14 protein-coding genes are annotated in these 13,058 nt (G+C 36.6%); 6 read left to right on the top strand and 8 right to left on the bottom strand.

The features are described 5' to 3' along the window. Positions 1-89: 89 nt before the first annotated feature. The 4 genes from JEM49_RS10130 to JEM49_RS10115 form a co-directional block, all read right to left on the bottom strand. Complete coding sequence (locus tag JEM49_RS10130; protein WP_191335682.1) at positions 90-764, bottom strand: ABC transporter ATP-binding protein; 675 nt, start codon at positions 762-764, stop codon at positions 90-92. 1 nt (position 765) lies between these two features. Further along, positions 766-1,827, bottom strand: coding sequence for an ABC transporter permease (locus tag JEM49_RS10125; protein WP_191335681.1), 1,062 nt, complete (start codon positions 1,825-1,827; stop codon positions 766-768). Continuing rightward, a complete protein-coding gene (locus tag JEM49_RS10120; protein WP_025005921.1) occupies positions 1,828-2,355 on the bottom strand; it encodes a TetR/AcrR family transcriptional regulator in 528 nt (175 codons plus the stop codon). A gap of 111 nt (positions 2,356-2,466) precedes the next feature. Continuing rightward, positions 2,467-3,066 carry a histidine phosphatase family protein gene (locus JEM49_RS10115; protein WP_025005922.1) on the bottom strand — a complete coding sequence of 200 codons (600 nt, stop codon included), beginning with the start codon at positions 3,064-3,066 and terminating at the stop codon, positions 2,467-2,469. Positions 3,067-3,209: 143 nt separating this feature from the next. Between JEM49_RS10115 and JEM49_RS10110 the strand changes: the two genes are divergently transcribed. After that, positions 3,210-3,965, top strand: coding sequence for an alpha/beta hydrolase (locus JEM49_RS10110; protein WP_025005923.1), 756 nt, complete (start codon positions 3,210-3,212; stop codon positions 3,963-3,965). On the opposite strand, the gene yaaA is transcribed toward JEM49_RS10110, so the two are convergent. Then, the gene (gene yaaA / locus JEM49_RS10105; protein WP_098036402.1) at positions 3,962-4,723 is read right to left on the bottom strand and encodes a peroxide stress protein YaaA; all 762 of its coding nucleotides are present in this window, start codon (positions 4,721-4,723) and stop codon (positions 3,962-3,964) included. The genes JEM49_RS10110 and yaaA overlap by 4 nt on opposite strands. A 58-nt stretch (positions 4,724-4,781) precedes the next feature. Here yaaA and JEM49_RS10100 point away from each other — a divergent pair, with 58 nt between their 5' ends. Then, positions 4,782-5,426 carry a hypothetical protein gene (locus JEM49_RS10100; protein WP_191451304.1) on the top strand — a complete coding sequence of 215 codons (645 nt, stop codon included), beginning with the start codon at positions 4,782-4,784 and terminating at the stop codon, positions 5,424-5,426. A 30-nt stretch (positions 5,427-5,456) separates the two neighbouring features. Here the strand turns inward: JEM49_RS10100 and JEM49_RS10095 are convergent, their stop codons facing one another. Next, entirely contained in the window at positions 5,457-6,251 is a 795-nt protein-coding gene (locus JEM49_RS10095) for a DUF4931 domain-containing protein (protein WP_025005926.1), read from the bottom strand. A 144-nt stretch (positions 6,252-6,395) separates the two neighbouring features. Here JEM49_RS10095 and JEM49_RS10090 point away from each other — a divergent pair, with 144 nt between their 5' ends. Together JEM49_RS10090 and JEM49_RS10085 are read left to right on the top strand one after the other, a co-directional pair. Then, complete coding sequence (locus JEM49_RS10090) at positions 6,396-7,604, top strand: L,D-transpeptidase family protein (RefSeq protein ID WP_087236333.1); 1,209 nt, start codon at positions 6,396-6,398, stop codon at positions 7,602-7,604. Positions 7,605-7,693: 89 nt separating this feature from the next. Beyond that, entirely contained in the window at positions 7,694-7,888 is a 195-nt protein-coding gene (locus JEM49_RS10085; RefSeq protein WP_087176819.1) for a hypothetical protein, read from the top strand. A 38-nt stretch (positions 7,889-7,926) separates the two neighbouring features. Here the strand turns inward: JEM49_RS10085 and JEM49_RS10080 are convergent, their stop codons facing one another. Then, entirely contained in the window at positions 7,927-9,420 is a 1,494-nt protein-coding gene (locus JEM49_RS10080) for a peptide MFS transporter (RefSeq protein WP_201874885.1), read from the bottom strand. Positions 9,421-9,648: 228 nt separating this feature from the next. Continuing rightward, positions 9,649-12,183 (bottom strand): M1 family metallopeptidase, encoded by a 2,535-nt coding sequence (locus JEM49_RS10075; RefSeq protein ID WP_087176821.1) that lies wholly within the window; start codon positions 12,181-12,183, stop codon positions 9,649-9,651. A gap of 206 nt (positions 12,184-12,389) precedes the next feature. On the opposite strand from JEM49_RS10075, the gene JEM49_RS10070 reads away from it, so the two are divergent. Beyond that, positions 12,390-12,755, top strand: a complete 366-nt coding sequence (locus JEM49_RS10070; protein ID WP_087176822.1) for an aggregation-promoting factor C-terminal-like domain-containing protein — start codon at positions 12,390-12,392, stop codon at positions 12,753-12,755. 123 nt (positions 12,756-12,878) lie between these two features. Further along, on the top strand, positions 12,879-13,058 hold a 180-nt coding region (locus JEM49_RS10065), incomplete at its 3' end, for a helix-turn-helix domain-containing protein (RefSeq protein WP_201874884.1).

Raw genomic sequence — 13,058 nt, 5'->3', positions numbered from 1 at the left:
GAGAGAAAAAAACGATCAAAACCTCAAATTTGAGAATTTTGATCGTTCTTTTTATGGCCTAGGATTTAGTTTTTTCCCAGACACATTTTTTACTTCTTTTGACTCATCTTACCATCCATCATTTCATAAATATGATCCGCATATTTTTCAAGACGAGGGTCGTGCGTCACAATTAAAATTGCTTTTTCACGTTCTTTAGCCAGCTTCTTAAATAACTTACCAACTTCTTCTACATTTTGCGTATCTAAAGATGCCGTTGGTTCATCTGCTAGCAAAATCGCTGGGTTAGCATAAAGCGCCCGCGCAATTGCCACACGCTGCTGCTGACCACCTGACAATTCATTAGGATATTTTTTAACTAATTTAGTAATACCCAAATCCTCAAGCAATTTATCCAAATTTTCTTTAGACAAATTATCTTCCTTTTTAACTTTATCGACCAAAACAAATTGATCATGAACAGTTAAATACGGAACCAAATTATAGGCTTGTAAAATAAAACCTATTTCATTTAAACGCAAACTATTTCTTTTTTTATCAGAGAACTTGCTAATATCTTCTCCGTTAACGATAACTTGGCCTGAAGTTGGCTTCTGCAGTGAACCGGCAATAGTTAAAAACGTACTCTTACCGGCACCGGAAGGTCCCATAATCAAAACCAATTCGCTCTTATCAGCTTCAAAATTAATATCTTTTAAAGCTTCAACTTGCGCATCGCCTTTACCATAAATCTTTTCTACATCTTTTAACTCAATTACTGCCATTTTATTCACCAATTGCCTTTGCAGGATCAACCTTTAAAATTGATCTAATCGGAATCAAACTACCAATAATACCCATTACAAGCATCCCTAGCGTACCAGCAATCATAATAGTTGTGGTAAAGCTCATAGGCACCGCAGCGGGTAAAACAGCGGCTGTGACCCACATCAATATTAAGGCGATAATCACTCCCACAACGACCAAAATAATTGATTGACTAACTGTTGCACCAACTAGTGTCTTGCTTGGAATTCCCTGTGCTCTCATTACAGCCAAATTATGCATTTTTTGCATCGTCAAAATGTATAGGAAAACTGCAATGATAATTAGAGAAATGACAAATAAGAATCCAATCATTAACCCAAAGGTCATATTTTGTGCAGTATAACCTGGCAATTTATTAATAAATGTGGCAATCGGATATGTTTTTGCATCTTTATAGTTGTATTTATAATTAGCATTTTTGGAAACAATCGCTGCAGCAGCTACATTTGGTGCAACCATCCGCAGTTTTCTCCATGTAGCAAAAGAGCCATAGATAATTGGGGCAATGTTGATCTTGGCATTATTAACGAAGCCCACAATCTTATACTTTCTAGCTGAACCATTCAAACTAATCTTATCGCCTAAACGATAGCCTTTATCCCTTAAGCTTGAATCTACGGTAATTTCTGTTTTGCCTTTTCCTCGTTTACCAGCTACTAAGTCCTGGTCTTTGTAAATAAATTGGTCTTTCTTAATCCCTAAAAATTGCGCAGAAACAGATGACCGATTTTTAGATTTAACTACTACCGCTACTTGACCAATATATGCTTCATTTTTACCAATATCATCGTCTTTTAAATCTTTTTTAGTCAAAATAGATTGACTCAAACTAATATTGGAATTTTTATTTAAAACAATTTTCTTAGCACTCCAACTATCGATTGCCTGTGTATTTTCACTCGCTAATCCCACGGCTAATGAAGACAACATAAAAATCAGATAACTGATTAAAAAGATCATTAAAATGATTAAGCCATAGCGCAACTTTTCATGTTTAATTTCTTTTAGTGCTAAAAACAATTATTTCATCCCCTTTGCAATCATGTATAAACTCTTCTTGTAGCGAGCAAGGTTCTTCTCTTGATTTTCTGGGTCTGACAAGCAAAGATTGATTACTTCATGACTTAAAACCATTGCACTCCATAATTGTGGACTCATATTTAATAATTGTCTTGAATAAATCTTGAAGTTATCCGGAATTAAATATTCATTTTGCGACATGTGCAACTTCATCATTGGTTCATATTTACTGTTTTGAGTCTTATCAATAAATTTAGTAACTCGATCATAAAAATGATCAGGATCAAATTTTTCATTAGGACTCATATTAGCGTGAATAGTATCGATCGCAATATGATACATATAAACATAAGCATCTGTTAAATCATCGAAATACTTATAGAATGCACCACGTGCAATGTCTGCCTTTTTGACAATATGAGAAACTTTAGCATCTGCTAAAGGATATGTACTAAACTCTTCTAACAAAGCCTTTTCGATTCGTTCGCGTTTAGCGGAAGGTAAATTTTTAAATGTTGCTTTAACCATTTTTATCCTCTCTTTCAACACACTGACGTTTTGTCACCAATCAACTATTATACTATTCTTTTGTGACGCATTGTCAATGAATATACATAAAAAAAGCTGCTTGCTTTTTTACTAAGCAAGTAGCCGATTGTAGAAGATCATTCGTGCAATATTTTTCTTAACGCTAAATTTTGCTAGGGCACAATTATCCATCGTATCAATTTTATCCATATCGCCATTAGTTAAATAGTGCGCCGCCATCATTCGAATCAAACGACCATGAGCTACTACTAGCACCTTTTTATCAGGATACTTTTGGTACATTTCATCTAAAAAGTCACCGCAACGCTTGTCAAAAGCTTCGTAGCTTTCACCATTCTTGGCATATCTTATATAGTTGCGATTAACCTTTCCCCAAGGATCAACAATATCAGGATATTCCTTAACGATATCATCCATCTTCTTGCCATCCCAGTCACCAAAGTCAAATTCAAGCAAACGATCATCAAGATTGATCTTTTTCTTATCTTTAGTAAAAATTTTAGCGGTCTCGACTGCTCGCTTCATTGGACTAGAATATACTACGTCAAACTCATCTTCATCGAAGTTAGCTGCTGCTTTTTTAGCATAAGCGCGGCCATAATCATTTAATTCCGCATCAACATGCGCGCCTTGAAGACGATTATCCTTATTAACATCTGTTTGACCATGACGAATAAAAACTATTTCCATCATTAATACCTCGCATGACTTAATCAATGAATTAATTTTACGCGTAATTACGCAATCTTTCCAATTTCTTAATTTCTTTTCTACTAATTTTCCTATAAAAAAGTTTACAATAATAGTAGACCAATTTAGAAAGAAGAATGTTTATGTCCCGCATTACGATTGAAAGAGACGGTTTAACTCTCGTAGGTGACCGTGAAGAACCATTTGGTGAAATCTATGACATGGCTATTTTAATGCATGGTTTCACTGCTAATAGAAATACAGATTTATTAAGACAAATTGCCGATGATTTACGCGATGAAAATGTAGCTAGCGTTCGTTTTGATTTTAATGGTCACGGCGAAAGCGATGGTAAATTTGAAGATATGACTGTCTGCAACGAAATCGCCGACGGTAAGGCGATCTTGGACTATGTCCGCACCGATCCACACGTTCGAGACATCTTCTTAGTGGGACATTCTCAAGGTGGCGTAGTGGCATCAATGCTTGCAGGTCTTTATCCTGATGTTGTAAAAAAAGTAGTCCTCTTAGCTCCTGCAGCTCAATTAAAAGACGACGCATTAAAGGGTAACACTCAAGGTGCAACTTATGATCCAAATCATATTCCTGAAGTTGTGCCATTAGTAGGCAATAAATTAGGGATGAAGCTTGGCGGCTTTTACTTAAGAACTGCACAAGTTTTACCAATTTATGAAGTATCTCAACGTTTCACTAGACCAGTTTCCGTAATTGCCGGTACTAATGACCAAGTCGTTGATCCAAAATATGCTAAAAAATACGATGAAGTTTATGAAAACAGCGAATTACATATGATCCCTGATGCTGATCATAGATTTAGCGGTGAATACAAAGACATGGCAGCTGATTTAACTGCGCAATTTTTAAAGCCTGCGTTTTAACGACGTTTAAAATCAAAGTTAGTTCTAAAGACATAATGATCTGATGAACTAACTTCGGGCACAAATTGGAATTCAAAATCATGAAAATCTCGCAACTCTGCGGGATTTTTTATTTGGTTTTCGGCAATGAAGCGCACCATTTCACCGCGTGCCATCTTGGCATGAACACCTACAGTTTTCCATTGATCATTTTTTAATTCTTGAAAATCAATGGTAATCATTTTTCGATTTTCGTTTAAATACGGCTTAACCAACCGCATATATTGCTTGGAAGCTAGATTAATGACTGTGTCATCATCTTTAAACAGACTTTCAGCAATAGCATCACCCCAGAAATGGTACAAGCTATAATCAATAAAACCTTTCATCTTGGTATTAAGTTCTAAACGATATGGGCAAACACCATCAAAAGGTCTAAGCATCCCGTAAAAGCCAGATAAAATACGCAAATTTTTTTGAATATAATCAAGCGCTGGCTGAGTAAACAAATCCGGCGCCATATATTGGTATTGAATGCCTGAAAAAGCCAAAATAGCAGGCGTTAATCGTTCATCCAAATTCATATTCTTTAGCTGCTCGATACTCTGCTCTGTCACCTTTTTACTAGCATGCCATAACTCGGTTAATTGGTCTTCAGAACGCGATTTTAAAAATTTCTCCAGTACTTTAGTCTTATCCAAAAATTCAGGTTTAGACTCAACTAGAAAAGAATCACGATCAATTTTCATAATTTTTGCGGGTGCAATAATAATTTTCATTTTTAGATTTCACTTCTTTAGGTTAAACTTAACTAGTAATTAATAAGGAGGAAAAATGATGAATCCTGATTTTGCAATTGTCTTAGATTTTAAAATAAACGGAAATGCGGATGCGGACTTTTTAGTCAAAACTGCTAGAAACATTGGTGCACGTGCCGTGATAACCAATGCTCAAAAAGACGATTTTAAAGAAGCTTGCAGCAAATACACTATTTTTCTAGCTGACGAAGCAGACGGTGTCGATTTAAACAGTGATGATGTAATTGACACTATTGTTACTAATCGTCAAAATGGCAAAAATACTATCATTAACATCCCTGTAACCGACGGTAAATTTGACGATACTACTCAAAAGTTGCTTGATACCATTAATTCTTGGATGCACTTATTTGGTCATGCTTTAAATGAAGGCAAAAGTAGCACTCTTGAAAGCAACAATGGTTTTATTTTAGAGAATCGGCACGCAGATTACCAAAAATATGTTTTTGTAAAACGACCACTCCCTGAAAAAATTGAGGTTACCGGTTTAACTCAAGAACCTAACCGCGTTGAATGGATCGATCACAGAACTGATCTTGATTTTACTTTTAAAGACAGTAAATTGATCATCAATCTTACTGAACCAGAAAGTGATTTAGCTTGGCAAGTTTTGCGTATCCAAGCACATCGTCCAGAAGACGACATCATTCACACTGAATTCTAACAAAAAACCTTCTCGCAATGAGAAGTTTTTTTAGTTAATCTTCGATCCATTATCATAGAATTTTCTAAAGCGATGAGCTTCTTTGTCTAAAGTGATCTCATCATTTACTTGAGATAATTTATAGCCCACAAAATACGGAGGAGCCTCAAAACGGGTAATATATTTAGCACAAACACCACCATCTTCGCGTGGATAGAAGAACAAATTGTATGAATCACATCTGCCATTGTACATGATATTAAGCAAGTATTTAGCACCGCTCTGAATCCAATCTGCCCATAGGTCAATACTATCCTTAGTTAAAAGATTAATATTTAATTCTGTATATCCTTGTACGGGGTGTTCGGCAATATTGACTTCTACCCCATTTTCATCAAAAAGCGTTTCACCTTCAAAATTATTAGGGTGAATATATTTATAGCCATCTTCATGCTCAAGGCCCACAATCTGCATGTGTGGGTGAATCAAAGAACCGCCTGAATGCGGACCATAGTTTTTATACCAAACAACGGTCTGATAATCTTTATTAGCCGCCATTTTTTCAAAACATGCAAGGCTAAACCGCATCAATTTACGATTATGCTCTTTAGTATAAATACTAATATCACCATGGTGATCGCTTGATTCAATTAATACGGTCTGATTAGTATCACGCAGAGTAGGATATTTATTTTTCAGCCAAATCATGTCATCTTCTTTTTGATAAATATCAGTTAAATTAGCTACATCACAAAATGGACAAACCCTCTTCTTTTTGTCCTTACGGTAAGACTGCGGCTTATCTTTTGCAATATTCATTTGAAAAACAAGTGGATCATTATTCATATTTTCCCTCAAAGTCTGTTAAAATTAATAACGTATGTTATTCTAAAAGTATTATATAGTAACTTTACTAGGATAAAAATAGTTGCTATACTGTTTCAAAGCAAACACTTATTCGAAAATCTAATGAGATGGGTATTTGATAAAATGCAATCTAGAACGGAACTTAGAAAACATAATAATCGAAATAATCTCTATTTAATAATTATCGGCGTAATTGTCATAATTGCAATTATTGGTGGTGTAATTTTTTACAATAAGAAGGTAGAAAGCGAACAACGTGAGCGTGCCTTTGCTTCTACTCACTTCAATCCTAATGTTACAATCTATGGCGTTATGGTCGGCAAATTAACAGTTAATAAAGCTACAGCGAAGATTAACGAAAAAGCTGATAATGTCATCTTTTTAAGAAATAAAAAAATAGTTTCTGAAAGGGATGCAAATATTCAAACTGTTGATAAGCAAACTGTTAAAGAATATTTTGACAAGCAACATACAGATTTGATTAATAATCAAAAATATACTTATAACTCTACAGCTCTAAGCGAAGCAAAAGAAAAACTGAAGAAGATGCAAAGCGCTTCTGTAACTTATAATATCGCTGGTAAAAAATACACCTTAAAAGCTGAAGACTTAATTGGTGAAGTTACTTATAAGGATGGTAAGTATAAGTTCACTGATGTCAAAAACTTAACTAACAAACTTCATGACATCAATAAAGAAGTCCAAACGTTGAAAAAGAGCTATAAATTTATGGTACCTGTAGGCAATAAGGCTAAAGGCAAAACGGTCACTGTAACTAACGAAAGCTATGGTTGGGGCGTTTATGTAAAGAAAGCCCAAGCTGCTATAGAAAAGGCATTTATCGATGGTACTACAGAACTTGATGGCAGCAAGTACATTTATGGCGATGGCTACAGTACTTATGCTCATGGTTATGGCAAGAGCAACAACGGTATCGGGAATAATTATGTTGTCGTTTCGATTAAAAACCAAGAATTATGGGTCGTTCGCAAAGGACGCGTTGTTGTTCATTTAAACGATGTAGTTACTGGTACTTTAGAGGGTGGAAAAGGCAACCAAACTCCAAAGGGTGTTTGGTACATCATGTATAAAGAGTCACCTAGCGTTTTACGCGGTTTCAATGACGACGGCTCTAAATACGCATCTAAAGTTCAATACTGGATGCCATTTACTTTAAGCGGCTGTGGTTTGCACGACGCTAGCTGGAGAAATGATTGGAGTAAGACTGCATACCTTCAAGGCGGCTCACATGGATGTGTTAACATTCGTCCTGCTGAAATTAGAAGCGTATGGAACAATGTTTCTACTAATGATGCCGTAATTGTTTACTAAGAAAATAAAAATAATGCTATTCAAATTTGAATGGCATTATTTTTTTGCGTAAAATTAGACATAAAGATATAGATTTTTGAGAGGTTTTTATGTTAATAATCGGAATCATTTGCTTAGTTATGGCGGCAATTTCATATTTAAGATGTTTAAGTATTAAGAACAATAACGCGAAAAAAGATAATACTAAAACTAATGAAGCTAAATGGCAACGTAGTTTGGCAATTATTTTCTTAATCTTTGGTATTTTACTAGTAGTTTATAGCATCTATTTACGTAGATTTTAAAAATGACGTGAGATTATTCCCACGTCATTTTTCATATTCTAATGTACGCCTTCCATTAAGACGTTAATCTTCTTAATTAAAACAAACATAATAATCCCGAATACTACACTGACTACACCAACAGCCATGAAGTATGGCACTTCTGTTTTAGTTGAATAAAACTTAACGATTTGGGCATTAATTGCTTGTCCTGTCGCATCGGCCATAAACCACATACTCATCATCTGTGAGCGGAATGCATTTGGAGCAAGTTTGGTTGTAATTGACAAGCCAATTGGTGAAATCAACATTTCGGCAATTTCAACGATAAACCATGAACCTACAAGCCAGAATGGACTTACTCTACCACTTGTACCAAAGAGCATACCTGGAAGAGCCATCCACATGTATGAAAGCCCAGCAAAGACAAGACCTGCCGCAAATTTCCCCGGTGCAGTTGGCTGCTTCTTCCAGTGTTCCCATAGCCATACAAATACTGGTGTCAAAATCATGATAAATAATGGGTTAAGAGATTGGAAGTTAGCCGCAGTAAAGTGCCAACCGCCGATATGTAAAACAGTTCTTTGTTCCGCAAATAATGCTAAAACAACTGAACCTGATTCTTCTATTCCCCAGAAAATAGCTGCGGCGAAGAATAATGGAATATATGCCTTAACTCTCGAACGTTCAATCTTAGTAACCTTTGAACTGCGAAGCATCATTACGAAGTAGTAAATTGGCAATGCAATAGCCAAGATAGTTAATAAGGTAATTACATTATCAACATTTAATTGTCCTACTCCAGCCATAACGGCTAAAACTGCAGCAATTGCAACGATAATAATGACAACCCACTTGATTACGTTAAGCAAATCGCCTTTATCAATAGGATCATTAGGTGTCAAATTTTCAGTTGATAGATATTTCTTTCCGCCAAGTACATATTGTACTAAACCAAAGAACATACCAACTGCAGCTAATGAAAATCCTGCATGGAAGTTCAACTGGCTACCAAAGATATGGAAGCCAAAGCCTTCAGCTGCCCATGGAACAAGCCATGGAGCGATGAAGGAACCTAAGTTAATTCCGAAAACGAAAATACTAAAGCCGGCGTCACGACGGCGATCTTCAACAGAATAAAGACCACCAACCATATCAGACACATTTGGCTTTAACAATCCAGTTCCCACAACAATTAAAGCGATCGAACTGTATAACGCCGCTACACCAGCTGGCAAAGCTAAAACGATGTGTCCCAACATAATAAGCACACCGCCGTAAAAGACTGTTTTTCTAGAGCCCCATACTCTGTCAGAAAGCCAGCCTCCGACTAACGTTGATAAGTAAACAAGCGAACCATAGATTGACATGATTGAAGCAGCAGTAGTTTGAGACATTCCCAAACCACCTTTGGTAACTGCGTAGTACATGTAGAACAATAAGATAGCCCGCATGCCGTAGTAACTGAAACGCTCCCACATCTCAGTAAAGAATAAAGTGGACAAGCCCTTTGGCTGTCCAAAGAATGCTGTATTTGAATCTCGTTTACCCAAAGAAAAACTCCCTTCTTAATCTAAGGTAAGCAATAAAAATAATTATACCACGAAAAATAAGGACCTATCCTATTTACAGATAGATCCTTATTTCTTTACAAAAAAAGCGGTCATACGACCGCCCACGCTTTGCATGACTAAAGTCACGTTTAGCATACTCTTTTTCTCATTTGTATTCTTCTGCATGAATTGCATTTAGTTCTTCATGAACACTTACAATTATATTACCTAATCAATTGCCTTAGCAACTGCATCATTAACAGCATCTTTTTCAGCTTCGATCAAGTTAACCTTACTTTCGATAACCTTAACATCCATCTTAATTTCACGACTAAGAAGTGGAACATTAATCTTTGGTTCAAAGAATTCCTTGAATTCCTTAAGTCTTGCTGGAGTGTGGAAGACACCTGTAGTAACAGTGATAAATGTAGCAAATTCCATGTCACCACCAACAGTCTTGTCAAGCCAATTCCAGTCTTCTCTGATCCAGTCCCAAGCTGCTTGTTGACCATGATGGTTAGCAAGTAAACCACGGTACCAACCACGTAAGTCTTGTGGCTTAACTACGTCAGCATTTTCAAAGTCGCCAACAATAGTCTTGATAGCTGCAGGATCTTTGGTGCTGGTTACAGCGCTGCGTAAGTCAACCTTGTATGATGGATCAGCTGTTCTTTGGTATTCCTTGATTAACTTATCAACTAATTCAGCATTGCCAAAGTTCTTTACTTCGTTAATCAAAACGTATGGACGAACATCTGCATTCAATGCTTCTAAGTTATCTTCATTTTCAGTAAAGATTTGGTGAGCTGCCTTAATTGAGTCTGCATTTTCAGCGTAAAGGCTGGCACTCAATTCGTATGGACGAATTTGAACATCTTCATCGCTTTCGCCTGGCTTTACTTCCCAGCCTAAACGTGCAACTTGATCCTTTGATAAGAGGTCATAAAGTTTCTTCAAGTTCTTTTCTTCATCTGATTCTGGTTCAACGAATTGACGAAGCTTAGCTGCAGTAGTGTAAAGTGCGTTAATTACCAAACTTGACTTAGAATCAGCAAATTTAACCAAAAGTGGAACAATTGAAGCGTAAGAAATTTGCTTACCTTCTGCCAAGAGACGTAAGTCTTGGAGCAATTGCAACTTGTCAATTGGGTCCAATTCATTAACATCTGCCAAGATATCATCAAGCAAAGTCTTATCATACTTAACGATGAAGTGTGAGTTGTTGCCAACATTAAGTCTAAGTGGGTGCCCTGCTTCTTCACGAAGTACCTTATAGTTGCCTAAGTCGATTTCCTTTTCAGACATAATCTTAGGTGCGTCAAAATTAGCATTCAATGGAATTTGCCATTGTCTACCCTTGTCTTCACCTTCACCGATAAAGAATTGCTTTTGAGTAAGCTTCAAGTGACCGTCTTCATCAACAAAGGCATTAACTACTGGGTAACCTGGTTGCTTAAGCCATGAGTGCATGATCTTACCAATATCAAGATCAGTTGCAGTTGAAAGTGCATCCCAAAGATCATCACCAGTAGCATTGCCAAACTTGTGATGGTCGAAGTAGTACTTAAGGCCCTTGCGAAGTGCGTCGTCACCAAGAAGTGAACGAACCATGACTAACATTCTTGAACCCTTAGCGTAAACGATGGCACCGTCAAAGACTGAGTCAATATCTGCTGGGTCATTAATTTCCATTTGAATTGGTTGAACACCATCAGTAGCATCTCTGTTCAATGCAGATGCAGCTTCACTAGTTTGGAACATTTCCCAGATGTGCCAGTCAGGTTCCAAACCATCAACTGATAAGTATTCCATCATGTTGGCAAAACTTTCGTTAAGCCATAAGTTGTCCCACCACTTCATGGTTACTAAGTCACCGAACCATTGGTGAGCTAATTCGTGGGTAATAACTGTAGCAACTAACTTCTTCATTTCTAAGCTAGTGTTGTCTGGATCAAGGAGTAAGTAAGCTTCACGGTAAGTTACAAGACCCCAGTTTTCCATGGCACCAGCTGAGAAGTCTGGTAATGCAAGTTGTAATGATTGTGGAAGTGGGTATTTAGTTTGGTAGAAGTCTTCGTAAAATTCAATTGCGCGCTTAGCAATATCTAGGCCAAAGTCCAATTCCTTAGGTTTGTGAGCCTTAGTTGCGTAAACACCAATCAAAACGCCATCCTTAGTGTGAGTAGTCTTTGATTGTAAGTCACCAAAGGCAAATGCGACAAGGTAGCTTGACATACGAACAGTTTCTTCAAAGTGGTGGTAGCCATCTTGGTCAACTTCAACTTCTGGCATGTTGGCAAGTGCAACTTCACCATCTTCTTCATCCCACTTAAGGGCAAGGGTGAAGGTAGCCTTAGCTTCTGGTTCATCAACACATGGAAATGCTTGACGAGCAAAAGTAGTTTCAAATTGCGTACCGATAATTTGCTTCTTCTTGCCTTCTAATTCGTAGTATGAAGGGTAAATACCCATCATAGTGTCGGTAAGTGGTGCGCTATAAGCAATTTCGATTACGGCTCTGCCAGTTACGCCAGTTTCAATCTTGATTGCTTCGTCTTTTTCAACTACTTCAAAATCAACGTCCTTGCCATCAACCTTAACGCTGTCGATGGTCATAAACTTTTGATTAATGAATACTGGGTTTTCAATTACATCACCAGTAATCGTTGAAGTACCATTAATAGTCTTATTCTTACGGTTTACGTTAATGCGTAAATCGTAATGTTCTGGGTGGAAAGTTTCATAAAAACGTTTAACTGCCATTTATTTTGCCTCCTATTAGCATAATTCACTCTAAATTTTACCAAAATATCAGTAAAAGCGCTCAAAAAAGGCAATTTCTTCCTGATTGTAAGAGTGACGTTTTCGTTTTGTAACATTGCTGTCATATAGACCTTGTAATATATAAGTATAGTCATTAAGAAATATATAAATTTTTTAAAAATAAGTTTTAATAAGGAATGAAATCAATGAGTAAACAAGTTAAATCTACTTTAGTTAAAATTTTTGCTGCATTAGCACTTGCCTTTGCATGTGTTGCAGTTGCACAAACTTTCGCTAACGATTCTACTAGCCAAAATGTTCAAGCTGCTAAGAAGAATAAAATGTCTAAAAAAGAAAAAGCAGCTAAGAGATGGATCGCAATGCGTGAATCAGGCGGTAGCTACACTGCTAGAAACGGTTCATGTTACGGTAAGTACCAATTAAGCATCGGCTACTTACACGGTGACTTATCACCAAAGAACCAAGAACGTACTGCTGATAGATACGTTTACGGTCGTTACGGTTCATGGGTTAACGCTAAGAGATTTTGGTTAGCACATAACTGGTACTAAAATTAATTTATTCCTTAATTTCCAAAAAAACAGTCTAGTCAAGTTGACTAAGCTGTTTTTTCTTTATTGATGAATCCGGCCTTTTTTTAGTTTTTTGCTTGTTCCTCCTTCTTTCTTAAACATATGTTTGACAATGACCGTTTTGTTTGGAATCAAATGCTGGCTATGATGAATGAGCGCTATCAGAATAATAAGGATTTGCCTTTCTTGGGTAAATTTAAGCTGAATTATCTGCTTAAGCCGCTTAAAAAAGAATATCCTTTTTTGAAAAACAGCGATTCTTCAAGCTTGCAGGTAGTTAAT

The sequence above is a fragment of the Lactobacillus sp. A27 genome, from assembly GCF_016742815.1.
Taxonomy (GTDB): domain Bacteria; phylum Bacillota; class Bacilli; order Lactobacillales; family Lactobacillaceae; genus Lactobacillus; species Lactobacillus gallinarum.
Note: the sequence above shows the minus strand (reverse complement) of the source record. Positions and strands in the feature narration are given on the sequence as shown.